Origin of the sequence: Intrasporangium sp. (assembly GCF_035280925.1) — a bacterium.
GTDB lineage: Bacteria > Actinomycetota > Actinomycetes > Actinomycetales > Dermatophilaceae > Intrasporangium.
The window spans coordinates 16,218-39,830 of the sequence record NZ_DATEEY010000078.1 but is presented as its reverse complement, the minus strand read 5'-3'; the positions used below and the strand labels follow the sequence as shown (position 1 = coordinate 39,830).

At 71.4% G+C, this 23,613-nt stretch carries 18 protein-coding genes; 15 read left to right on the top strand and 3 right to left on the bottom strand.

The features are described 5' to 3' along the window. Positions 1-37: 37 nt before the first annotated feature. From rnc to VJN29_RS08255, 5 genes are read left to right on the top strand one after another with little or no spacing between them, the layout of a single operon-like run. The gene (gene rnc, locus VJN29_RS08275; protein WP_414654333.1) at positions 38-802 is read left to right on the top strand and encodes a ribonuclease III; all 765 of its coding nucleotides are present in this window, start codon (positions 38-40) and stop codon (positions 800-802) included. After that, positions 802-1,668 carry a bifunctional DNA-formamidopyrimidine glycosylase/DNA-(apurinic or apyrimidinic site) lyase gene (gene mutM, locus VJN29_RS08270; RefSeq protein ID WP_324143152.1) on the top strand — a complete coding sequence of 289 codons (867 nt, stop codon included), beginning with the start codon at positions 802-804 and terminating at the stop codon, positions 1,666-1,668. The genes rnc and mutM overlap by 1 nt, the downstream gene beginning before the upstream one ends. A gap of 54 nt (positions 1,669-1,722) precedes the next feature. Then, on the top strand, positions 1,723-3,009 hold the full coding sequence (locus VJN29_RS08265) for a hydroxyacid-oxoacid transhydrogenase (protein ID WP_324143151.1): 1,287 nt from the start codon (positions 1,723-1,725) through the stop codon (positions 3,007-3,009). 56 nt (positions 3,010-3,065) lie between these two features. Next, a complete protein-coding gene (locus VJN29_RS08260) occupies positions 3,066-4,994 on the top strand; it encodes a M3 family metallopeptidase (RefSeq protein WP_324143150.1) in 1,929 nt (642 codons plus the stop codon). A gap of 8 nt (positions 4,995-5,002) precedes the next feature. Then, positions 5,003-5,836, top strand: coding sequence for an MOSC domain-containing protein (locus VJN29_RS08255; RefSeq protein ID WP_324143149.1), 834 nt, complete (start codon positions 5,003-5,005; stop codon positions 5,834-5,836). Here the strand turns inward: VJN29_RS08255 and VJN29_RS08250 are convergent. Continuing rightward, the gene (locus VJN29_RS08250; protein WP_324143148.1) at positions 5,814-7,781 is read right to left on the bottom strand and encodes an acyltransferase family protein; all 1,968 of its coding nucleotides are present in this window, start codon (positions 7,779-7,781) and stop codon (positions 5,814-5,816) included. The two genes, VJN29_RS08255 and VJN29_RS08250, sit on opposite strands and share 23 nt — an antisense overlap. Positions 7,782-8,061: 280 nt before the next feature. On the opposite strand from VJN29_RS08250, the gene VJN29_RS08245 reads away from it, so the two are divergent. Together VJN29_RS08245 and VJN29_RS08240 are read left to right on the top strand one after the other, a co-directional pair. Beyond that, positions 8,062-8,352, top strand: coding sequence for an acylphosphatase (locus VJN29_RS08245; protein ID WP_324143147.1), 291 nt, complete (start codon positions 8,062-8,064; stop codon positions 8,350-8,352). 139 nt (positions 8,353-8,491) lie between these two features. After that, entirely contained in the window at positions 8,492-8,788 is a 297-nt protein-coding gene (locus tag VJN29_RS08240) for a chorismate mutase (protein ID WP_324143197.1), read from the top strand. A gap of 6 nt (positions 8,789-8,794) precedes the next feature. Here the strand turns inward: VJN29_RS08240 and VJN29_RS08235 are convergent, their stop codons facing one another. Beyond that, positions 8,795-9,424, bottom strand: coding sequence for an MSMEG_1061 family FMN-dependent PPOX-type flavoprotein (locus tag VJN29_RS08235; protein ID WP_324143146.1), 630 nt, complete (start codon positions 9,422-9,424; stop codon positions 8,795-8,797). A 4-nt stretch (positions 9,425-9,428) separates the two neighbouring features. Further along, positions 9,429-10,037 carry a VOC family protein gene (locus VJN29_RS08230; RefSeq protein WP_324143145.1) on the bottom strand — a complete coding sequence of 203 codons (609 nt, stop codon included), beginning with the start codon at positions 10,035-10,037 and terminating at the stop codon, positions 9,429-9,431. A gap of 146 nt (positions 10,038-10,183) precedes the next feature. On the opposite strand from VJN29_RS08230, the gene smc reads away from it, so the two are divergent. The 8 genes from smc (at position 10,184) to VJN29_RS08190 (ending at position 23,428) form a co-directional block, all read left to right on the top strand. Next, positions 10,184-13,777: a chromosome segregation protein SMC gene (smc, locus tag VJN29_RS08225; RefSeq protein ID WP_324143144.1), complete on the top strand. Its 3,594-nt coding sequence runs from the start codon at positions 10,184-10,186 to the stop codon at positions 13,775-13,777. A gap of 263 nt (positions 13,778-14,040) precedes the next feature. Continuing rightward, positions 14,041-15,237: a signal recognition particle-docking protein FtsY gene (gene ftsY / locus VJN29_RS08220; protein ID WP_324143143.1), complete on the top strand. Its 1,197-nt coding sequence runs from the start codon at positions 14,041-14,043 to the stop codon at positions 15,235-15,237. A 148-nt stretch (positions 15,238-15,385) separates the two neighbouring features. Further along, entirely contained in the window at positions 15,386-16,759 is a 1,374-nt protein-coding gene (locus VJN29_RS08215; protein ID WP_324143142.1) for an ammonium transporter, read from the top strand. Beyond that, positions 16,756-17,094, top strand: coding sequence for a P-II family nitrogen regulator (locus tag VJN29_RS08210; protein ID WP_324143141.1), 339 nt, complete (start codon positions 16,756-16,758; stop codon positions 17,092-17,094). The genes VJN29_RS08215 and VJN29_RS08210 overlap by 4 nt, the downstream gene beginning before the upstream one ends. 82 nt (positions 17,095-17,176) lie before the next feature. Continuing rightward, positions 17,177-19,567 (top strand): [protein-PII] uridylyltransferase, encoded by a 2,391-nt coding sequence (locus VJN29_RS08205; protein WP_324143140.1) that lies wholly within the window; start codon positions 17,177-17,179, stop codon positions 19,565-19,567. A gap of 122 nt (positions 19,568-19,689) precedes the next feature. Further along, positions 19,690-21,309, top strand: a complete 1,620-nt coding sequence (ffh, locus tag VJN29_RS08200) for a signal recognition particle protein (protein WP_324143139.1) — start codon at positions 19,690-19,692, stop codon at positions 21,307-21,309. Between the two features lie 117 nt (positions 21,310-21,426). Continuing rightward, positions 21,427-22,515, top strand: a complete 1,089-nt coding sequence (locus VJN29_RS08195) for an amidohydrolase family protein (RefSeq protein WP_324143138.1) — start codon at positions 21,427-21,429, stop codon at positions 22,513-22,515. Then, positions 22,505-23,428, top strand: a complete 924-nt coding sequence (locus VJN29_RS08190; protein ID WP_324143137.1) for a GNAT family N-acetyltransferase — start codon at positions 22,505-22,507, stop codon at positions 23,426-23,428. The genes VJN29_RS08195 and VJN29_RS08190 overlap by 11 nt, the downstream gene beginning before the upstream one ends. Positions 23,429-23,613 lie beyond the last annotated feature (185 nt).

Sequence of the window (23,613 nt, the reverse complement as noted above, 5' to 3'; positions counted from 1 at the left end):
CGTGGGCAGCCCCGTGAGCGACGGCGAAGCGGGTGTTCTGGCGGTCCCACAGCGGCCCGTCGATGCCTTGCTCGGCCACCTCCAGGAGGTCGTCGGGCGCGGCATCGACGAGCCGCTGCTGCTGCGTGCACTGACGCACCGCTCCTACGCCTACGAGAACGGCGGAGTCCCCAACAACGAGCGCCTCGAGTTCCTCGGGGACTCGGTGCTCGGGCTCGTCGTGACCGACACCCTCTACCGCGGACATCCGGACCTGGCCGAGGGCCAGCTCGCCAAGCTGCGAGCCGCGGTCGTCAACATGCGAGCGCTTGCCGATGTCGCACGCACCTTCGATCTCGGCCAGTACGTCATGCTCGGCAAGGGTGAGGAGGCCACTGGCGGTCGCGACAAGGCATCGATCCTGGCCGACACGATGGAGGCACTCATCGGGACCGTGTTCCTGTCCACCGACATCGAGCGCGCTGCCCAGTTCATCCACCACCACTTCGACGCCCTCATCGAGGAGGCGGCAACGCTCGGCGCGGGGCTCGACTGGAAGACGAGCCTCCAGGAGATGGCCGCGGCGGTCGGCCAGGGGGCGCCCGAGTACCGCGTCGCCGAGCAGGGCCCCGACCATGAGAAGGAGTTCCACGCCCGCGTCGTCCTGGGCGGCCACCAGGTGCTGGGCGAGGGGCATGGCCGCAGCAAGAAGGAGGCGGAGCAGAAGGCCGCCAAGGAGGCGTGGCACACCCTCGACGCCCGCAGGTCTGCCAGCGCCGAGGCCGACACCGAGACCGCGTCGGATCGCTCCGGCCGGGTCTGATGCCGGAGCTGCCTGAGGTCGAGGTGGTGCGCCGTGGACTGGCCGACCACGTCGTCGGGCGCCGCGTCGCCGGCGCGGAGATCATCGGACTCCGGGTCGCACGTCGCCACGTCGCCGGCCCGGCGGACCTGGCCGCTCGGATCACGGGATCGACGGTCACGTCGGTGTCCCGCCGGGGAAAGTACCTCTGGCTCGTCCTGGACGCCGACGAAGCCCTCATCGTCCACCTGGGTATGAGCGGCCAGATGCTCGTCAAGCCGGCGGGTCTGCCCCGCGACAAGCACTGCCACGCCGTCTTCCACTTCTTGGACGACGGCCCTGCGCTGCACTTCGTCGACCAACGCACCTTCGGGGGGCTGGCTCTCTCGCCGCTCACTCCCGACGGCGTTCCGGCTGCGGTGGCCCACATCGCCCCGGATCCTTTCGAGGCGAGCTACGACCAGGCCGCCGTCGTGCGCCGCATGAAGGCCCGCGACAGCGCCGTGAAGCGGGCGCTGCTGGACCAGTCGCTCGTCTCGGGGATCGGCAACATCTATGCCGACGAGGCGTTGTGGCGCGCCAAGGTCCACGGCGAGCGGATCTGCGCGACACTCACCAAGCCGACCCTGGGCCGCATCCTCGACCATGCTCGGGACGTCATGTCCGAGGCGCTCGGCCAGGGCGGCACGAGCTTCGACTCGCTCTACGTCAACGTCAACGGCGCGAGCGGCTACTTCGACCGGTCGCTGCACGCCTACGGGCGCGAGGGCACGCCCTGTGACCGCTGCGGCACGCGCATGCGCCGCGAGCAGTTCATGAACCGGTCCTCCTACTCCTGCCCCGTATGCCAACCGCGACCAAGGCCCAGGGTCCGCCGCCTCAGCTGAACCAGAGCGGAGTGCAGTTGGCAGAACCGCCACGGCGGCTGGAAGGCTGGGCCCATGAACGACCCCAGCGAGACGGTCTTCACCTACGCCTCCCCCCGCCTGCGCTTCGGGCCCGGGGCCTCGGACGAGATCTGGCACGACCTCAGGCATCTCGGCGCCCGACGGGTGCTCGTCGTGACCGACCCCGGCGTGCTCGCAACGGGCGGGCCTGACCGGGTGGCGGAGCAGCTTCGGAACCACGGCGTCGAGGCGGTGGTGCACGACTCGGCCCACGTCGAGCCGACCGACGTCAGCATGGCGCTGGCCGTCACCCGAGCCCGAGCCGACGGGCCGTTCGACGCGGTCGTGGCCGTCGGCGGCGGGTCGTCGATCGACACGGCCAAGGCCGTCGACCTCATGCTGACCAATCCGGGCGACCTCCTTGACTACGTCAACGCACCGATCGGCGCTGCCCGACCGCCGCAGCACCCGCTGCTCCCGCTCATCGCCGTGCCGACGACCTCCGGCACCGGTGCGGAGAGCACGACGATCTGCGTCCTCGACGTCCTGGCCCTCGAGGTCAAGACGGGCATCAGCCACGAGCGCCTCAGGCCCACGCTCGCCGTGGTTGACCCGAGGCTGATGTCGACCCAGCCCAGAGGGGTCACTGCCAGCGCCGGCATGGACATCCTCTGCCACGCCCTGGAGAGCTGGACGGCGCGGCCCTACTGGGACCATCCGCGCAAGACCCCGGAGCAGCGGGTGCCCTACTGCGGGGCCAACCCCATCGCGGACCTGTGGTCCGAGCGGGCCATGACCCTGCTCGCGCGCGCTTTCCGTGTCGTCGTCCGGGACAGCGATGACGAGGCGGCCCGCGGCGACATGGCGCTGGCGGCCACCTTTGCCGGCCTGGGCTTCGGCAACGCGGGCGTGCACGTCCCGCACGCCAACGCGTATCCCGTTGCGGGTCGGGTCCGCGACTTCCGCCCGCGCGACTACCCACAGGACGAGCCGATGGTGCCGCACGGCATGGCCGTTGCGCTGACCGCTCCGGAGGCCTTCCGGTGGACCTTCGACGCCGACCCCGAGAGGCACCTCGCGGCCGCCGCGTTCCTCGACCCCGACCGTCACGGGACGTGGGAGGCGGAACCGAAGGACGTGCTGCCCGGGCTCCTGCTCGACCTCATGCGTGACATCGGACTGCCTTCGGGGCTCGGTGCGGTGGGCTACGACGAGGCGGACGTGGATGCCCTGGTGGGCGGCGCGCTCAAGCAGCAGCGACTCCTCGCGACGAGCCCCAAGACCGTCACCGAGGAGGACCTGGCCGGGATCTTCCGCCGGTCCCTGCGGCTCTGGGACTGAGTACGGCGGAAGGAAACCTCAGGCGGGGAGCGAGCCCAGCGGCATACAGTGCCGTCGTGACGACTGAGCCGAGGCCCCTCGCCCTGCCGACCGACGACTCGGGGCCTGACTGGCTCGACTGGGTGGCCCGTCGGGGCGACGACGAGCTGGCTCGGTGCCGCGCGCGCGTCGACGAGCTCAAGGCGAGCCGTCCGACGGAGGCCATCGATCGCCTCCGGTTGTGGAACGACGCCCAGATCGCCCTGTCGAACGCGGCTGCGGTGGGCTCGTTCTTCGCCGAGGTCCATCCCGACAAGGGGGTCCGGGAGCGTGCGGAGACGGTGGCCCAGGAGGTCCAGAAGCTCGACACGGACCTGGGGCTCGACCCCGAGCTGTATGCCGTCTTCGCCGCCCTCGACGCGGCCGGCCTCGACCCCGCCGCCGACCGCCTGCTCGAGCGGACGCTGCGCGACTTCCGCCGCTCGGGCGTGGACCGCGACGAGACGACTCGGGCCCGCCTGCGCGAGCTGAGCGAGAAGGGGCTGCTGCTCAGCCAGGACTTCAGCAAGAACATCCGCGAGAACGTCCGCTCCATCCGGGTCCGTCCCGAGCGGCTCGGCGGCATGCCGCAGGACTGGATCGACGCCCACCCGGCCGACGACGACGGCCTCGTCACCGTGACGACCGACTACCCGGACGTCGTGCCGTTCCGCACCTTTGCCAGGGACGCCACCGCCCGGCGCGAGCTCGTGACACAGTTCCTCACGATCGGCTGGCCGGCCAACGACCAGGTCCTGCAGGAGATCTTCGCCGTCCGCCGGGAGACGGCGTCGCTGCTCGGGTACGCCTCCTGGGCCGACTACGACGCCGAAGTGAAGATGATCGGCAAGGGCACGGCGATCGCCGAGTTCATCGACCGGATCACCGACCTCTCGGCCGACAGCGCGGCTCGTGACAAGGCCGTCCTGCTCGAGCGCCTCCAACGGGATCGCCCCGATGCCACCGACATCGATGGGGCGGACGTCGCGTACTACGCCGAGCTGGTCCGGAAGGAGCAGCTGGCCGTCGACGCCCAGCGGGTGCGGACGTACTTTCCCTTCGAGTCGGTCCGTCGGGGTCTGCTCGAGGTCACCGGACGCCTCTTCGGGCTCGACTGGACGCCGGTGACCGATGCCCCGACCTGGCACCCCGAGGTCGCAACCTACGACGTGGGGTTCCGGGGCCGGCGGGTCGGGCGCATCCACCTCGACCTGCACCCGCGTGACGGCAAGTACAAGCATGCGGCGCAGTTCGACCTCGTGCGCGGCGTGCGGGGGGTGCAGCTGCCCGAGGGCGTCCTCGTGTGCAACTTCAACCGGGGCCTCATGGAGCACGACGAGGTGGTCACGCTCTTCCACGAGTTCGGACACCTCGTCCACCACGTCATCGGCGGCGACCAGGAATGGGTCCGGTTCTCGGGAGTGGCCACGGAGTGGGACTTCGTCGAGGCACCGAGCCAGATGCTCGAGGAGTGGGCGTGGGACGCAGACGTGCTCGCGACGTTCGCCCGCAACGCCGAAGGGGAGACGATTCCAGCCGAGCTCGTGGCCGCGATGCGGCGGGCCGACGACTTCGGCAAGGGCTATGACGCCCGCACGCAGATGTTCTACGCCGCGCTGTCCTACGACCTCCATGTCAACGAGACGGATGACCTGACCGCGCGCCTCACGGAGCTCATGCGCCGGTACTCGGTCTTCCCCTACATCGAGGGCACCCACATGCAGTGCCACTTCGGGCACCTCGACGGCTACGGCTCCGGCTACTACACCTACATGTGGTCACTCGTCATCGCGAAGGACATGTTCTCGGCCTTCGACCGGGAGAACCTCTACGACCCGGAGATCGCCGGTGCCTACCGCGACAAGGTCCTCGCCCCGGGCGGACGGCGCGACGCCGCGGACCTCGTCGAGGACTTCCTCGGCCGCCCCTACACGTTCGACGCGTATGCCGCCTGGCTCGCCGAGTGAGGGCCGGGATGCGCGTCACGGCGCTGACGCTCTACCCCGTCAAGTCGCTCGAGGGTGTCGCACGGGACGCGTCGCCGCTCGATGCGCGCGGTCTGCGTGGCGACCGGCGCTGGGGCCTCGTGGATGCCTCGGGAGGCAAGGTCACCGCCCGTGAGGTCAAGGGGCTGCTCGGCCTGAGCGCCGACCCGGAAGAGCAGACCGGTTCGGAGGGCGCGATCCGGCTGCGCGACAGGGCGGGCGGCTCCATCGTGGTCGCAGCCCCACGTGAGGCGACGCCCATCGAGGTGGACCACAGCGGACAGGGGACCGCGCGGCCCGCCGGACCGGAGGTGCACGCGTGGATCTCGGAGCGGGTCGGGACCGGGCTGCGCCTGGTGTGGCAGGACGACGCGTCGGTCCGACCCGTGCGGCGTGATCGCGGTGGGCGGGCCGGGGACACGAACTCCCTCGCAGATGCGGCGCCGATCCTGCTGACGACCGGCTCGTCACTCCGCCAGCTCAACGGGTGGCTGGCCGAGACGGGCGCCGCACCCATCGGCCACGAGCGCTTCCGGCCCAACATCGTGGTCGACGGGATCGAGCCGTTCGCCGAGGACCGCTGGGACGAGGTCCGCATCGGCGACATCGCCTTTCACCGCACGATGGTCTGCGACCGCTGCGTCATGACGACCATCGACCGCCACACGCTGCGGACGACCAAGGAGCCGATCCGCACGCTCTCTCGGCACCGGAAGTGGGATGGCGCGACGTGGTTCGGCATCCGCCTCGCGCCCGACCTGCCGCTCCCGGCTGACGCCCAGCTGCGGGTCGGGGACGAGGTCAGGGCATCGGGAGGTCCTTGAGCACGACCTTCTCGCCGGTGTGGCGCTCGCTCAGCGTCGCGAGGGCCTGGCGCACCGTCTTGGCGAAGAGGTGGGATCCCCTCAGGCTCGGGTGGATCCGATCCGACTGGAGCTGCTCAGGGTGGTCGCGGACCGCGGCCGCCCAGTCGGCGACGATGACGTTGGGCCGCGCCGCGGCGGCGGCCTCGAGGGCGGCGTTGTCGTCGTCGATGCGGGCAAAGGGCCCCATCAGGTTGACGAGAACGACCATGCGGTCAGGCCCGAGGGCGTCGAGGGCTGCAGTGAGGGCGCCCACCTCGATCCCGGCGTTCGTGCCGAAGGCGAGGACCACGGCCTGACGGTTGCCCTCACCGCGCGCCTTGATCGCAGCAAGGCCGTCCGGCCACCGTCGGTTGGACTTCGCGTCCATCCTGATGCCGGGGAAGTAGTAGTCGAGCGCGTGGATGCTGCCGACCATCATCGAGTCGCCGTAGCCGTCGATCTGCTTGCCGGTGGGCATGGTGAAGTCGGCCTTGGCATCTGCTGCGTCGACAGAGTGGGTCACCGCCGGAGGCACGCCGGCGCGCGTGCCCGAGGAGCCCCGCTGTGGGGGATTCGACGTGGATCCGGCGGACGGCGTGGTCGGAGCGGCCGTTGGCGAGGTCTGGCCAGCGCCACGGGCCAGCGCTACGGCCGCCGCCTCGTTGGACCGGAGCATCCGTGCCGTCTCTGACTGGTCCGGCGCGGTCAGCACGACCACGGTCAGGGCGAGCATGGCCGTGAGGGCGGTACCGGCGACGACCTGTCGGGTCCGTCGGGACCACGACAGGAGGAACGCGCCGATCATCCGCAGCACACCGCCGAAGCCGTGGCGACGGAAGGGCGTCTCGACCACCCGATGGGTCAGGTCCGCCAGCGCGAGAGTCACGAGAACGCACCACGCCCTGGTGAGCAGATGGGTCCCGGTCCCGGGGGCCGATGGGTTGTCCCGGGCGACGAGCAGGATGACCGGCCAGTGCCAGAGGTAGATCGCGTACGAACGCTCGCCGACCCACCCGGCGAGGGGGTGACCGGTCAGGCGCTGCCACGTGGTGGCTCGGCCCGGCGGGGGGTCGAGCACGCCCAGCACCAGCACACCGGATGCCAGGGACGCGAGCAGGATTCCACCGCGGAAGGTCACCGTGCCGGTCTCGTCGAGGAGCATGAGGCAGGCGACCAGAGTCCCTGCAGCCAAGGGGACCGCCCACCTCCCGGCAGCCCCGAGACGCGAGGGCCGGATCCGCGCGGCCAGGGGCGGACTGGCCCAGGCGAAGGCCAGCGCGGCGCCGATCATCAGGCCCATGACGTGCGTGTCGGTGCCGTAGTACACGCGCGTGGCGTCCGCCCCCGGCTCCAGCAGCGCCGCCATCAGCACCGTCGAGACCGCCGCGACGCCGAGGGCCACGGCCACGCGGGCCCGCGCCGCCACCAAGGTGACGAGGAGCAGCGTGAGGCCCGGCCAGACGAGGTAGAACTGCTCCTCGACGGCGAGCGACCAGAAGTTCATGAACAGCTGTGGGGCCGTCTGGTCGAAGTAGCTCGATCCTGCCGTGATCTCGACCCAGTTGGTCGAGAAGGTCAGCGCCCCGACGATCTGTCGGCCGACGTGGACGAGCAGGTCGCCACTCACCAGTCGTGCGATGAGGGTGCTGAGGGTGACCGTGACGACGAGCGCGGGCAGCAGCCGGCGGGCGCGGCGCACCCAGAAGCTCCTGAGGGCGATCCGTCCGCTGCGCTCGTGCTCGCGGACGAGCAACGTCGTGATGAGGAAGCCGGAGACGACGAAGAAGACGTCGACGCCGAGGAAGCCTCCAGGCAGCCACGAGGCGTTGAGGTGGAAGACGAGCACGGCCACGATCGCCAGTGCGCGGATGCCGTCGAGGCCCTCGATCCGGCCGTCGTGGGGGCCCTGGGGCGATGCCGACATACCGCGAACCGGTCTCGGCTTCGTCGCCGTGACCGGACCTGGGGCGGTTTGGGCCACTCGGGGTGTGGCCGAGGTCGTCACGTGGCTCCCTTCGCGTCTGCGACGGGGGGCCGGCCGGAGCCGGTCCCGCTTGTGAGCATAGGGACGGGTGGGGACGGTGGGACGGAGGCGCGCAGGCCACGACCGCCATTCCGTATGCCGTTGGGCTCGCTGCCGACGCGCGCCCGGTCTGTCGCGTGGTCGCGGCCACACCGTGCACGCCGGGTCGTACCGTGTCCGCATGGGTGAGGTGTCGCGCGTGACGTTCTTCGTCCGTGGCCGCGTGCAGGGCGTCGGCTTCCGGTGGTGGACCCGGGCACGCGCACTCGAGCTCGGTCTCGTCGGTCACGCCCGCAACCTGGTGGACGGGCGGGTCGAGGTCGTCGCACAGGGTGATCCCGACGCGGTGCACCAGCTCGAGCAGCTGCTGCGCGAGGAGCCGACGACGACTCGGCGCCCCGGAAACATCGAGTCCGTCGTCGTGCAACCCGGACGCACCCGCGAGGACCTCAGCGGCTTCGTCGAGGGCTGACCCGCCGGCCGGTGCGATCGCCTCCGGCTCCAGTCCCGCCGTCGGGGGGACGGATGGCCCAAGGCGCAGTCCGCCCCTCGGTCGTCGGCCCTCCCGGCCGAGACGGCTCGCCTAGCCTGTTGCGGTGACCGAGCCGGAGATGGACCCGCAGGTGCCTGCCGAGCTGCTTCGGCTCAGGAGCAGCATCGACAACATCGATGCTGCGCTCGTCCACCTGCTCGCCGAGCGGTTCAAGTGCACGCAGCAGGTGGGTCGGCTCAAGGCCGAGCGGAACCTGCCGCCGGCGGACCCCGCCCGGGAGGAACGGCAGATCGCCCGATTGCGTGCCCTGGCCGACGAGGCAGGGCTCGACCCGGTCTTCGCGGAGAAGTTCCTGACCTTCATCATCGCCGAGGTCATCCACCACCACGAGCAGATCGCCTCCGGCGACGAGTGACGAGCGTCAGTAGAGGGTGGCGTTCTGGCGCTCGTCGAGCGCCGCGTCGTAGTCCCGGGCCTCATCCAGCGACCCGAACCCGCCCGCCTCGAGCGTCATCTGACCGGCGCTCGGAACCGACGCCTGGTCCGGCCAGGCGCCGGGTTCCCACAGGCGCGACCGCTTGATCGCCCGCGCGCACTGGAAGTACACCCGCTCGACCGCCACCACGAGGACCGAGGCGGGCAGCACGCCGCGCACCTCGTGATGCGCCAGCTCGTCCGGGTCGGTCGACACCACGGCGGTGCCCCGCACGCGGAGCTCGTGCCCGACACCCGGCACGAGGAAGAGCAGCCCGACACGCGCGTCCGCGATGAGGTTGCGCAGCGTGTCGAGCCGGTTGTTGCCGCGCCGGTCGGGGATGACGAGGGTCCGCTCGTCCCGCACCCGGACGAACCCGGGGGCGTCCCCGCGAGGTGACTGGTCGAGGCCCCCCCGGCCCACCGTGGACACGACGCAGAAGGGGGCGGCGGTGATGAACGCGGCGTACGACGGCGTGAGGACTGGCGACTCCTTGCGGATCGAGGTCGCCCCGGGATCGTTGGGGTACACCTCGAGGAGTCGCTCGATGGACGTGATCGTGTGGAGGTCGTTCACTCCATCACCGTACGTGGCCCATCTCCACGGGCCCGGTCGAGGTGTCGAAGGTCGCGGAGAGTCCGGGCGGCCCTTCGACGACCACGACCGGACCGCTGACCCCCGCCACCGCATCAGTGACGGCGGCCGGCTCACCAGTCGACAGCCGCAGCTCGGCCAGTCGAATGCCTTTGTCCGGCAGGAGAGTTGCCGGAGGGGGAGTGCGCCAGAGGATGCGCGACGGCGCAAGCCCGCTCAGCGGCATACGGCCGTCTGGAGGGACCCCGATGACCCAGCGGTTGTCACCGCGCCTCAGCTCGAGCGGGTCGGTGATCCCGTCGACGGAGTCCACCCGCACCACCCAGTGGACGAGAGCCGGTCCAGCGCCCAGGCGCTCGCGCATGGCCGGACCGTCGAGCTCGAACCACCGGGGGCGTGGTGGCGGGGGAGCCTCGGGGTCGACCGCGATGACCTCGAGGTAGCTGTCCGGGCCGAGCGAGAGCAGGCGGTTGTGGGTGCCGAAGCTGGCGTGTCGGCCGCCCGCTTCGAGGCCCACCCCGAGCCGCTCCTCCACCCACCGCGAGCCCTCCTGGAGGTCCGCGGCGGCGACGACGAGGTGGTCGAGCGTGCTCACGCACGCCACCATACGGCCGGATGCCGCTGAGCTCGGTCGTGCGTGAGGTCCCCGGTTCCGCTGCCGCTGGCTAGTACTCTGACCGGGATCTCGCGCAGGTGGAGTGTGCGGGTCGCAACGCAGTCGGACGAAGGAACCATCGGGTCGTGTATGTCAAGAGCGTCACTCTGAAGGGCTTCAAGTCCTTCGCATCGGCGACCCACCTGCGGCTCGAGCCCGGCATCACCTGCATCGTCGGGCCGAACGGCTCCGGCAAGTCCAACGTCGTCGATGCGCTCGCCTGGGTGATGGGGGAGCAGGGTGCCAAGTCCCTGCGCGGCGGCAAGATGGAGGACGTCATCTTCGCCGGCACGGCGGGGCGCCCACCGCTCGGGCGCGCCGAGGTGGCCCTGACGATCGACAACACCGACGGTGCGCTGCCCATCGACTACACCGAGGTGACGATCTCGCGGACGATGTTCCGCAACGGCGGCTCGGACTACGCCATCAACGGCACGCCGTGTCGCCTGCTCGACATCCAGGAGCTGCTGTCCGACAGCGGCATCGGTCGGGAGATGCACGTCATCGTCGGCCAGGGACAGCTCGACACGGTGCTGCGGGCCACTCCGGAGGAGCGTCGGGGATTCATCGAGGAGGCGGCCGGTGTCCTCAAGCACCGCAAGCGCAAGGAACGCGCGCTGCGCAAGCTCGAGACGATGGAGGCCAACCTCACCCGCGTGCAGGACCTCACCGGGGAGATCCGGCGCCAGCTCGGCCCGCTCGGGCGCCAGGCGGAGACGGCCCGCAAGGCAGCCGTGATCCAGGCCGAGGCCCGCGACGCGCGGCTGCGGCTGCTCGCTGACGACCTCGTCCAGCTCACGTCGACGCTCGAGCAGGAGGTGGCCGACGAGACGGCACTCATCCAGCGTCGCACCGAGGTCGAGGAGGCCATGGCCGACCTCGCCCAGCGGCTGGCCGGGCTCGAGGCTGCTGCGCAGGAGGCGCGACCGGCCCTGACGGTGGCGCAGGACGAGTACGTGTCCCTCAGCCGACTCGCCGAGCGGATGGCGTCGACTCTGTCGCTCGCGTCCGAGCGCGTGCGGCTGCTCAGCGAGGACGACGGCGAGGGCGACGAGGCTCAGTCGACGCGTGACCCACACCAGCTGCGCGCGCAGGCCGCTGACGTCCGCGCGCAGGACGAGGCCCTGCGCGCCGAGATCGAGGAGGTCCGGGCGACCCTCGAGGAGGCGGTCCTCGCCCGCACCGAGGCCGAGCGCAACCACGCGGAGGAGACCGCGCGGCTCGCCCGGGCGACGCGTGCAGCCGCCGACCGCCGCGAAGGCCTCGCCAAGCTCGGCGGCCAGGTCGGCGCGAAGGCGTCCCGGATCGAGGCGCGCGAGGCGGAGATCGGGCGGCTCCGGTCCACCGCCGAGCAGGCCCTGGCGCGCGCAGCGGAGGCAGAGCGGGAGTTCGCCCGCCTCGAGGCGGGCGTCGCCCAGGACGAGGAGGGCGAGGAGGGACTCGACACCGCGTACGAGGAGGCCGCAGCGGAGCTCGAGGCAGCCGAAGCCGAGCTCGCCCGGTGGCGGGAAGCCGAGGCAGCCGCTGACCGGGTTCGGACCACCGCTGCCGCGCGCGTCGAGACGCTCGAGCTCAGCCTCAGCCGGAAGGACGGCGCTGCGACGCTCCTCGCCGCGGCCCAGGAAGACCTCGAGTCGCATGGGATCATCGGGTCGGTGGCCTCCCTCGTGAGCGTCGACCCGGGCCTCGAGAACGCGGTCGCCGCCGCGCTCGGCCCGGCGGCCGAGGCGCTCGCGGTCCGCTCCCTCGACGCCGCGGCCAGGGCGCTCGACACCCTCCGGGCCGACGACGCCGGACGGGCGAGCCTGCTCGTCGCGGAGTCGGCAGGCCCGGTCGACCCGTCGGGGTGGCCGGCTCTCGACGGCGGGGCCCGCTGGGTCCGGGACGTCGTCCAGTGTGCCGAGTCGGTGCGCCCGGCAGTGGAGCAGGCCCTCGAGCGCGTCGCCCTGGTCGAGAGTGCGCGCGAGGCAACGCGCCTCGTGCGCACCCACCTTGGCGTGACCGCCGTGACGCGCGAAGGTGACGTCTACGGGCCCGGGCTCGTGCGCGGTGGCAGCCTCAGCGCGCCCAGCCTGCTCGAGCTCCAGGCCGCTCTGGACCGGGCGCAGGCCGAGGTCGACCGGGCGACGACGGATGGGGAGCGGGCCCGGTTCGCGGTGGCCACGGCCGACGCGTCGCGCACCGACGCGAACGAACGGGTCGAGGCCTGCCTCGAGCGCCTCCACGAGAGCGACGCCCGGATGTCCGCGGTCGCCGAGCGACTGGGGTCGTTGGGCCAGAGCCTCCGGGCGGCACGAGCCGAGGTGGAGCGCACCGAGAAGGCGATCGCCGACGCACGGGCCGCCCTCGAGGCGGACCAGGCCGCGCATGCCGAGCTGCTCGACCGGCTCGACGCGGCCAGCGCCCAAGGTGACGTCGACGCCGAGGCCTCAACGGAGGAGCGGGATCGGCTCGACGACCTCGCCCGGCAGGCCCGGGCGGCAGAGACCGAGCTGCGCCTCGGGCTGCGCACCCGAGAGGAGCGTGCCCGCGCCCTACGCGACCGTGCCGATGCGCTGGAACGGGCCGCGCGCCAGGAGGAGGAGGCTCGGGAGCGTCTGGCGGCGAGGCGGGCTCGCCGGCAGCGTGAGGCCCGGGTGGCCGAAGCGGTTCGCGTGGCCGCTGAGTGGGCACACGGCCTGCTCGTCGACTCCGCCGACGAGGCCGACGCCGCCCGACGCGCCGCCGAGGACGCGCGCAACGAGCGCGACGCCGAGCTGGCCGTGGTGCGGCGTGACATCGCGACGTTGCAGAACGAGCTGCGTGAGCTCACGGACAGCGTCCACCGGGACGAGGTCGCCCGGGCCCAGCAGCGCCTGCGCATCGAGCAGCTCCAGCAGAAGGCCGTCGAGGAGCTGGGCATCTCTCCCGAGTCCCTCGTCGAGGAGTACGGCCCCCACCAGCTCGTGCCCGTCGTGCCGGACCCGGACGCCGACCCGGAGGCGCCGGTTCCGGACCCGGGCCCGTTCGTCCGCGACGTGCAGGAGAAGCGGCTCCGGCAGGCCGAGCGAAAGCTGAACGCCCTGGGGCGGATCAACCCGCTGGCCCTGGAGGAGTTCTCCGCCCTCGAGGAGCGGCACAAGTTCCTCACGGAGCAGCTCGAGGACCTCAAGAGCTCCAAACGTGACCTGCTCGACATCGTCAGGGAGGTCGACGAGCGCGTCGAGCGGGTCTTCGCCGAGGCGTTCGAGGACACGGCTGTGCAGTTCGAGCGGGTCTTCCAGCGGCTCTTCCCCGGCGGCGAGGGACGGCTCGTCCTCACCGACCCGTCCAACCTGCTGACGACCGGGCTCGAGGTCGAGGCACGCCCGCCGGGCAAGAGGATCAAGCGCCTGTCGCTGCTCTCCGGTGGTGAGCGCTCCCTCGTGGCCGTGGCCCTGCTCGTCGCGATCTTCAAGGCGCGCCCGTCGCCCTTCTACATCATGGACGAGGTCGAGGCGGCGCTGGACGACGCCAACCTGGGCCGCCTCCTGACCCTCTTCGAGGAGCTGCGCGACAGCTCCCAGCTGATCGTCATCACGCACCAGAAGAAGACGATGGAGATCGCCGACGCCCTCTACGGCGTGAGCATGCGCGGCGACGGCGTGACGACGGTGGTCTCGCAGCGCCTGCGGGACATCGCCACCCCGCAGTCCGCCTGAGGCGGCGTTCCGAGCGGCAGCTCGCTCAGCGGCATACGGCATGGTCGTATGCCGCTGAGCTCGCTTCTCGTCGAGTGTGCAGTTCGCGCCACTCGGCGTGGGAGAAATGACGGGACCAAGTCCGGTCAGGCCGGGTTGTCCGGGCACAGACCTGACGTCACGTCCCGTCACTCGTCCCCCAATCGCCGGCAGCAGCTGCACGGTCGACGGGAGTGGCTGGGTGGGAGCCGCACCGGAGGGCCGGGTCGGCTGGCCGTGATTGGATGGACGACGTGGAAAACCTCTGGCTCTACGTGATCATCGGCGTCCTCATCCTCGCTCTGGGGGTCGGCATCACCGTCGGCCTCCTGCGCGGACGGGGCGCCCCCGGGCGCGAGGTGCAGGCTCCTCCCTCGCCGGGCGCACGGGGGCTGCCCACCGAGGAGCTCGAGCAGCGACCGGAGACCGAGGCGCCACCAGCCGGGACCGTCACGACCGAGGCCCCGGAGGAGACTCTCCCGCCCATCCCGGAGCCGCTGCCCACCATCGAGCGCCCGGAGTCCGCCCGCGGTCGCCTCCAGCGTCTCCGTGCCCGGCTGGCCCGGTCCAACACGGCTCTCGGCAAGGGGCTGCTCGCGCTGTTGTCGCGCGGTCGGCTGGACGAGGAGGCCTGGGAGGACGTCGAGGACACCCTCATCGGCGCCGACCTCGGCGTCGAGGCGACCGAGGAGCTCATCGCTTCACTCCGGACCAAGGTGAAGGTCGACGGGACAACCGACGAGGCGACCGCCCGCGAGTGGCTCAGGGAGGACCTGCTCGGTCTCGTCCAGCCCGACATGGACCGTCGCATTGCGTCGTCGCGCGTCGGCGTGCGCCCCGCCGTCATCCTCGTCGTCGGTGTCAACGGCACCGGCAAGACGACGACGGTCGGCAAGCTCGCCCGCGTCCTCGTTGCCGAGGACCGTGACGTGCTGCTGGGCGCAGCGGACACGTTCCGCGCCGCGGCCGCGGACCAGCTCGACACGTGGGGCGCCCGCGTCGGAGTGCCGACGGTCCGGTCCGACAAGGAGGGCGCCGACCCTGCCGCCGTCGCGTTCGACGCGGTCAAGGCCGGGATCGAGCAGGAGGTCGATGTCGTCATCATCGACACGGCTGGACGCCTCCACAACAAGGTCGACCTGATGAACGAGCTGGGCAAGGTCAAGCGGGTCATCGAGAAGCAGAGCGAGATCGACGAGGTGCTCCTCGTGCTCGACGCCACGACGGGCCAGAACGGCCTGCAGCAGGCGAAGGTCTTCGCCGAAGCCGTCGACGTCACCGGCATCGTGCTGACGAAGCTCGACGGCACGGCCAAGGGCGGCATCGTCGTCGCCGTCCAGCGCCAGCTCGGCGTGCCGGTCAAGCTCGTCGGGCTGGGTGAGGGCCCGGATGACCTGGCGCCCTTCGACCCCGAGGCCTTCGTCGACGCCATCGTGGAGTGAGCCGGGCGAGCGCCATCGCGCAGGGCCTGTCCGCATGGTGGGCGGGCTCTTCGTGCGAAACGCAGCAATAACAGTCGGGTCCCGTTGTTGACACGGATGTAACACGCCGGGCGAGCCGTGGAAACGCGTCATCCACAGGATCCTCGACATGGAAAACGCACTCGACAGCGGCGACACCGCCTGGATGCTCATCAGCGCCTCGTTGGTGCTTCTGATGACTCCCGGCCTCGCCTTCTTCTACGGCGGCATGGTCCGCGCCAAGTCCGTCCTCAACATGATGATGATGTCGTTCGGCGCCATCGGCGTCGTCGGTGTCGTCTACGTCCTCTGGGGCTACTCGATGTCCTACGGACCGAGCTCCATCGGTGGGCTGTTCGCCAACCCCTTCGAGTGGTTCGGGCTGAACGGGACCATCACCGACTCCGCAGGCGAGTACATCCTGACCGGCTCGTACCCTGCCGTCGTCAACGTCGCCTTCCAGATCACCTTCGCGATCATCACCGTCGCGCTGATCAGCGGCGCCATCGCCGACCGGGCCAGGTTCGGCACGTGGCTGGTCTTCGCCGGCATCTGGGTCACGCTCGCCTACTTCCCGCTCGCCCACATGGTCTGGGGCGGCGGCCTGCTGTCCGGTTCGCCGGACGGCCTCGCCGCCAAGCTGTTCGGCGTCAGTGGGACCGGTGACGACGCAGCCGCCGCGGTGGCTCCGATCGACTTCGCCGGGGGCACCGTCGTGCACATCAACGCCGGCATGGCCGCGCTGGTCCTCGCCCTGGTCGTGGGCAGGCGCAAGGGCTTCGGCAGGATCGCGATGCGTCCGCACAACCTGCCCTTCGTCATGCTGGGTGCCGCTCTCCTGTGGTTCGGCTGGTTCGGCTTCAACGCCGGCTCGGCGCTCGCCGCCGACGGCACGGCCGGTCTCGCCTGGATCAACACGACGGCCGCGACGTGTGCCGCGATGCTCGGCTGGCTCATCACGGAGAAGGTGCGTGACGGCCACGCCACCTCGCTGGGCGCCGCATCCGGAGTCGTCGCCGGCCTCGTCGCCATCACCCCGGCCGCGGGCGCGCTCTCGCCCGTCGGCTCACTCGCCCTGGGCCTCGTCGCCGGCGCGCTGTGCGCCCTCGCCGTCGGCCTCAAGTACCGACTCGGCTACGACGACTCGCTCGACGTCGTCGGCGTCCACCTCGTCGCCGGTCTCTGGGGGACCGTCGCCATCGGCCTGCTCGGAATGGACACCGGTCTCCTCTACGGCGGCGGCATCCAGCAGCTCGTCGTGCAGGCGGTCATCGCACTGGCCGCGGTCGTCCTCTCGGGGCTCGTCACCATCGTCCTCGCCCTCGCGCTCAAGGCCACCCTGGGCTGGCGCATCTCCGAGGACGAGGAGACCGCGGGCATCGACCAGAACGTCCACGCCGAGACCGGCTACGACTGGGGCAGCCTCGGTGCCGCCATCGGGCGGGGGGCGGGACCGGCCGTTCCGGCAGCCGCACCGGCAACCCGCAAGGAGGTCAACGCATGAAGCTCGTCACCGCCATCATCAAGCCACACCAGCTCGACGACGTGAAGGAGGCCCTCGAGGCCTTCGGGGTCACCGGGATGACGGTCAGCGAGGCCAGCGGCTACGGCCGCCAGCGCGGCCACAGCGAGGTCTACCGCGGCGCCGAGTACACCGTCGACTTCGTGCCCAAGGTCCGCATGGAGGTGCTCGTCGAGGACCTCGATGCCCCCGACGTCATCGAGGTGATCCTCAAGTCGGCCCAGACCGGCCGCATCGGCGACGGGAAGATCTGGTCCGTGCCCGTCGACGAGGTGGTCCGCGTCCGCACTGGCGAGCGGGGCCCGGCTGCACTCTGACCTCGGCCCCACAGAGACGGCGGGGTCCCGATGCCATCGGAGCAGTCCCGACCCATCGAGCGAAAGGCCCGGCGAGGTCCTCATGAGCGATGTGACGACACGACGACTGGACCTCGCCGGGACGCGTGGTTTCGCGACCCCCGGGGCGGGCCGCCTCCGCCGTCGGGCGATCGCGGAGTTCGGCTTCGGCTGGCTGCAGCAGCTCTGGCGCGAGGCCTGCGCCGGCCGTCGCCGGGAGGGCGTCGCCCTCGCTGCGGTCGGCTCCCTGGCCCGAGGCGATGGTGGGCCGTTGAGCGACTACGACCTCGTCCTCGTGCACCACCCGAGGGGCCTGTCCGGCAAGGAGGTCGCTGCCTTCGCTGATCGGCTGTGGTACCCGGTCTGGGACGCCGGGGTGCGGCTCGACCACAGCGTCCGCACCGTCGCGGACTGCAGGGCTGTGGCGTCGGACGACCTCTCCGCAGCGATGGGCCTGCTCGACCTCACGCACGTGGCAGGTGACGTCGACGTCGTCAACGCCGCACGGTCCACCGTGGCGCACGACTGGCGCGCCAACGCGCGGACCCGGCTGCCGGAGCTGCAGGAGCTGGTCCTGGCGAGGCACGCGCGGCAGGGTGACCTGGCCCACCTCGTCGAGCCGGACCTCAAGGAGGCCCACGGGGGGCTCCGTGACCTGACCGTGCTCCGGGCCCTGACGGAGGCGTGGCTCACGGACCGGCCGCACGGCGAGGTGGACGAGGCGTACGAACGCATCCTCGACGTGCGCGATGCGATCCACGTGGTCACCGGCCGGGGCCGCGATCGGCTCGTCCGCGAGGACCAGGACCCCTGCGCGGCGCTGCTCGGCCACGTGGACGCGGACTCCATGCTGACCGAGCTGTCCGGCTCGGCGCGCATCGTCGCCTACGCGGTGGATGGCACGCTGCGGCGGGCGCTCCAGTCGCAACGTGCCCGTACCCTCCGCGTGGGCCCGCGGCGACCGCAGCTCGTGCCCCTCGGCTACGGGCTGTACCGGCACGACGGCGAGGCGGTCCTCGGGCCATCGGCGGAGGTCACGTCCGACCCGGTCATCCCGTTTCGAGCCGCTCTCGTCGCCGCCCGCAACGCGATCCCGCTCTCGCCGGCCACGCTCCGCAACCTCGCCGTCCACTCGCCGAGCCCGGGCGACCCCTGGCCGGAGGCCGCGCGTGACGTCTTCGCCGACCTCCTGGCGGCGGGTCCCGGGGTCGTCACCGTGTGGGAAGGGCTCGACCTCGCCGGGATCGTCGAGCGGTGGATCCCCGAATGGGCCGCCGTGCGGAGCCGGCCCCAGCGCAACGCCGTGCACCGGCACACCGTCGACCGGCACCTCGTCGAGACGGTCGTGTCCGCGAGCGGCTTCGTGCGGGACGTGGCCCGACCCGACCTCCTCGTGCTCGCGGCCCTGCTCCACGACATCGGCAAGGTTGCGGGCGCCATGGACCACTCCCACGTCGGAGCCGGTCTGGCCGACGGCATCCTGCGCCGGATGGGTACGGGCGCCGCGGACCGGGAGGTCGTCGTCCGGCTCGTCCGCGAGCACCTCACCCTCGTCGAGCTCGCGACGCGGCGCGACCCGGAGGACCCGGCGACGATCTCGGCCCTCGCGCAGGCCGTCGACGGGTCGGTCATGACCCTCGACCTGCTCCGGGCCCTGACCGAGGCGGACGCGTCGGCCGCCGGGCCGAAGGCCTGGACCGACTGGCGCGCCGGACTCGTCGCCCGGCTCTACGCGGCCTGCCGTGCTGCCCTCGTCTCTGCCAACGGGGCTGGCGGTCCCCTCGCGATCGAGCCGATCGAGTCGATCGAATCCCTGACCCTCCGTCCGGAGGTGCTGGACGAGGTGGCGGTCGGGCACCCCCACGTCACGGTCACCTCAATGGGTGGCGCACACCGCGTCGACATCATCGACCGGGACCGGGTCGGCCTCTTCGCCGACACCGCCGGGCTGCTGGCCGCGCACGGCTTCGTCGTGCGCTCCGCCCTCGTCCGGACCCTCGATGGCCTGGCCGTCAACGAGTGGTGGATCGACTCGCCCGGAGGCGATCGGCCCCTGCCCGACATCATCGCCCGCGACCTGGTCCGGATCGGCTCGGGTGACCGCTCCCCGCTCAGTCGCCTCCAACGGCGCAGAGCGACCGCCGCAACCGCGGCCGGACCGGTCCGCAGCGCCGGGTCGGGGTCTCCCGACTCGACGCGGGCCATGGTGGTCAGCGGCGCGTCGGACACGGCCACGGTCATCGAGGTGCGGGCGGCCGACCGGCCGGGCCTGCTCCAGGACATCGGAATCACGCTGGCCCGCGCCGCCCTGGCCGTGCGCTCGGCACACATCGCCACCTTTGCCGGCCAGACCCTCGACACGTTCTACGTCACCGAGTTCGGTGGTCACCGGTTGGCGCCGGCCAGGGCTGCCCAGGCCGTAGCGATGATCATCGACACCTGCGACGGACCCTGACCGATCCGTGGGCGGGAGGAGCGGGAGCGAGGATGCGTCGGAAAGCGAGCTCAGCGGCATACGGACTGGGGATGGGACCCAGCCGAATCGGAAGTGCGCGCTCCAACGGCTAAAGTTGCCGGGTGTTCGCAACCCTGTCTGACCGGCTGACCGCCACCTTCAAGAACCTTCGCGGCAAGGGTCGCCTGTCGGAGTCCGACGTCAACAAGGCGATCCGCGACATCCGGCTGGCGCTGCTCGACGCCGACGTGGCGCTGCCCGTCGTCAAGCGGTTCACCGCCGCGGTCCGCGACCGCGCGCTCGGTGAAGAGGTGAGCCAGGCGCTCAACCCGGCTCAGCAGGTCGTCAAGATCGTCAACGAGGAGCTCGTCGCCATCCTCGGCGGCGAGACGCGACAGATCCGGTTCGCCAAGACCCCTCCGACCGTCATCATGCTCGCCGGCCTGCAGGGTTCGGGCAAGACGACGTTCGCCGGCAAGCTGGGTCGCTGGCTCAGGGATCGCGGCCACACGCCGCTGCTCGTCGCAGCCGACCTCCAGCGTCCGAACGCCGTCACCCAGCTCGAAGTCGTCGGTGAGCGGGCGGGTCTGAAGGTCTTCGCGCCGGAGCGCGGCAACATCGGCGGCCACGACGCGGTCGCTGGGTCGGGGGAGGGAACGCGGAGCTTCGGCGACCCGGTGGCCGTCTCGCGTGCCGGTGTCGACCACGCCCGCGCACAGCAGCACGATGTCGTCATCGTCGACACCGCCGGCCGTCTCGCGGTCGACGCCAACCTCATGCAGCAGGCCGCCGACATCCGCGAGGCGATCCAGCCGGACGAGGTCCTCTTCGTCATCGACGCCATGATCGGCCAGGCCGCCGTCGAGACGGCTCAGGCCTTCCACGAGGGCGTCGCCTTCACCGGCGTCGTCCTGTCCAAGCTCGACGGCGACGCGCGAGGTGGCGCCGCACTGTCGATCCGCGAGGTGACCGGCGAGCCGATCATGTTCGCGTCGGTCGGCGAGAAGGTCACCGACATCGAGGTCTTCCACCCGGACCGCATGGCCGGGCGCATCCTCGACATGGGCGACGTGCTCACGCTCATCGAGCAGGCCGAGCAGGCGTTCGACAAGCGCCAGGCCGACGAGATGGCACGCAAGTTCCTCGCCGAGGAGGACTTCACCTTCGAGGACTTCCTCCAGCAGATGAGCGCCATCAAGAAGATGGGTTCGCTCAAGTCGATGCTCAAGATGATGCCGGGCATGCAGCAGATGCGGGCCCAGCTCGACTCGTTCGACGACCGGGAGTTCGACCGGGTCGAGGCGATGGTCCGCTCGATGACGCCGTTCGAGCGGACCCACCCGAAGCAGATCAACGGGTCGCGACGAGCGCGCATCGCCAAGGGTTCCGGCGTGACCGTGACCGATGTCAACCAGCTCCTCGAGCGGTTCCGCGACGCCCAGAAGATGATGAAGTCACTGGCGCGCGGCGGCGGTGGCGGCCTGCCGGGGATGCCGGGCGTGCCCGGGGCCGGCAAGCGGGGTCGTCAGCAGCCGCAGCGCAAGAAGAGCAAGAGCGGCAACCCGGCCAAGCGAGCGGCGGAGGAGCGGGCTGCCGCCCAGCGAGCCGCCGAGGGTCGGAGCAAGGCTGCCGCGTCGGCGTTCGGCATGCCCGGCACCGGCCAGGACGGCGGCGACCCGATGGCGGACCTGGATCTGTCGAAGCTGCCCAAGGGCTTCGACAGGTTCCTCGGCAAGAACTGAGTCCCAGCGGAGCGAAGCGCCAGCGCCCGTCCTCCTGGTTGGCCGGTGACCTGACGGCGCCGCGATGGCTTGCCGGGGCGGCGCTCATGACATGCGCCGCGTGGGTAGGGTCTGGGCATGACTGCGCCGGTGCTTCACGTCCGCGGCCAGGTCCTCGTCGGGCGGGACGCCACCCGCGACGAGGTCTGGGTCATCGACGGCAAGGTGTCGTTCACGCCGCCGCGGTCGGGCCGGGAGGTACAGACGGTCGACGGCTGGGTGCTTCCGGGGCTGGTCGACGCGCACTGTCACGTCGGCCTCGACCCACACGGCGCCGTCCCACGGGAGGTCGCCGAGGAACAGGCGCTGACCGACCGCGACGCCGGCACGCTGCTCATCCGTGATGCGGGCCAGCCGGGTGACACGCGGTGGGTGGACGAGCGCGAGGACCTGCCGAAGATCATCCGAGCCGGGCGCCACATCGCCCGACCCCGCCGCTACATCCGCAACTACGCGCACGAGGTCGAGGAGGACCAGCTCGTCGACCACGTGCGGCTCGAGGCGCACCGCGGCGACGGCTGGGTCAAGCTGGTCGGTGACTGGATCGACCGCGAGGTCGGCGACCTGGCCCCGAGCTGGTCGCGCGAGGCCGTCGCAGACGCCGTTGCCGCGGCTCACGAGGAAGGCGTGCGAGTCACCGCGCACTGTTTCGGCGAGCAGTCGCTCAGGGATCTCGCTGATGCCGGCATCGACTGCATCGAGCACGCGACGGGGCTCCAGGAGGACACGATCGACCAGTTCGCGCGCCAAGGCATCGCCATCGTGCCGACCCTCGTCAACATCGCCAACTTCCCCAGCCTGGCGGCACCCGCGGCAGAGAGGTTCCCCGCCTACCACCGGCACATGCTGGACCTCCATGTGCGCCGGCACGCGACCATCGGCGCGGCGCACGAGGCCGGCATCCCGATCTTCACCGGCACCGACGCGGGTGGCAGCCTGCCGCATGGCCTCGTGGCCCAGGAGATGGTCGAGCTGACCAGGGCGGGGCTCTCGACGATCGAGGCCCTCGACGCCGGGGTCTGGGCGGCGCGCGCCTGGCTCGGGCGGCCGGGCATCGAGGAGGGGGAGGACGCCGACTTCGTGGTCTACGGAGCGGACCCGAGAGGGGACGTCACGGTGGTCGCCGAGCCCAAGGGCATCGTCCTGCGAGGCCGCCTTGTCCGCTGAGTCAGTCGTCCCCGCCGCCGTCCGCGGGGACCGGGTCGAGGTGCGCCCACCGTCCGCGGCGGACCAGCCGGCCTACGCCGCGGCAGTCACACGGTCCGCGGCTCGCCTGTCGGAGTTCGCCGTGCCCGACCCGCACAACCTGCCGGCCGTCATCGCCAACCAGTCCCCGACCTATCGGACGTTCATGGTTCATGCCCTGGAACCGGAGGGCGACCACGGCCTCGTTGGCCGCGCCAATGTCGGCAACGTCGTTCGGGGGGCCTTCCACAGCGCGAGCATCGGCTACGACGCCTACGACCCCTACGTCGGCAAGGGCCTGTTCGCCGAGGGCCTCCAGATCATCCTCGACCTCGTCTTCGCCGACGAGCCGCAAGGCATGGGGTTGCATCGGGTCGAAGCCAACATCCAGCCGGCCAACGTACGATCCGCCGGCCTCGTTCGGTCGCTCGGCTTCGTCCACGAGGGGTTCTCCAAGGACTTCCTCCATCTCCCGGGCCATGACGGCCGCCGCGCCTGGCGTGACCACGACCGCTACACCATGCTGTCGAGCGACTGGCCGGCCGTGCCCTACCGCCACGCGACCGCACGTCGCCTCGTGGCCGTCGTCACGGGGCCGCCGGCCTTGGCGCCGACCGGGCTCGCTCCCCAGCTGGCCGTCGAGCTCGGCGTACCGCTCTACTCCGCGTCCAAGGTCGAGACGCCGGCGGTCCTTTTCGAGCTGCTTCGCAGCTCACCCATCGGAGGGGTCGTGGAGGGCAAGCTGGCCGGACCAGAGCTGCGGATGGGGCTCGCGCGTGCCGGAGTGGACCCCGCCGTCGCTCCCGTGTTCCGCGCGATGGAGGACGCGAACAAGCGAGACGTCGTCGACCGGGCACTGACGGTTCGCGCCGCATTCGCCGCGCCAGACCGTTGAGCCGCGGTCCACACCACCCGACCGATCAGCCGGTATCCGCCACCTGCTGGTCCGGGGCACCCGTGCCGGTCTGGCACAATGGTCGGCTGTACCCGTCGGGCCAGGACCCTCTCGCCTGATCTGGACGCCTACACCGAGCGTCGGCTCCCCGCGTGTTCCCCACCCGGTCTTGCCGTGCTCACAAC

Excerpts from the sequence above, each read along its gene's own strand:
- VJN29_RS08195 (WP_324143138.1), top strand. The coding sequence starts at position 21,427 with ATGACTGCGCCGGTGCTTCACGTCCGCGGCCAGGTCCTCGTCGGGCGG.
- ftsY (WP_324143143.1), top strand. The coding sequence starts at position 14,041 with ATGGACGACGTGGAAAACCTCTGGCTCTACGTGATCATCGGCGTCCTC.
- VJN29_RS08250 (WP_324143148.1), bottom strand. The coding sequence starts at position 7,781 with ATGTCGGCATCGCCCCAGGGCCCCCACGACGGCCGGATCGAGGGCCTC.
- VJN29_RS08265 (WP_324143151.1), top strand. The coding sequence starts at position 1,723 with ATGAACGACCCCAGCGAGACGGTCTTCACCTACGCCTCCCCCCGCCTG.
- VJN29_RS08205 (WP_324143140.1), top strand. The coding sequence starts at position 17,177 with ATGAGCGATGTGACGACACGACGACTGGACCTCGCCGGGACGCGTGGT.
- VJN29_RS08245 (WP_324143147.1), top strand. The coding sequence starts at position 8,062 with ATGGGTGAGGTGTCGCGCGTGACGTTCTTCGTCCGTGGCCGCGTGCAG.
- VJN29_RS08240 (WP_324143197.1), top strand. The coding sequence starts at position 8,492 with ATGGACCCGCAGGTGCCTGCCGAGCTGCTTCGGCTCAGGAGCAGCATC.
- mutM (WP_324143152.1), top strand. The coding sequence starts at position 802 with ATGCCGGAGCTGCCTGAGGTCGAGGTGGTGCGCCGTGGACTGGCCGAC.
- VJN29_RS08210 (WP_324143141.1), top strand. The coding sequence starts at position 16,756 with ATGAAGCTCGTCACCGCCATCATCAAGCCACACCAGCTCGACGACGTG.
- VJN29_RS08215 (WP_324143142.1), top strand. The coding sequence starts at position 15,386 with ATGGAAAACGCACTCGACAGCGGCGACACCGCCTGGATGCTCATCAGC.
- VJN29_RS08255 (WP_324143149.1), top strand. The coding sequence starts at position 5,003 with ATGCGCGTCACGGCGCTGACGCTCTACCCCGTCAAGTCGCTCGAGGGT.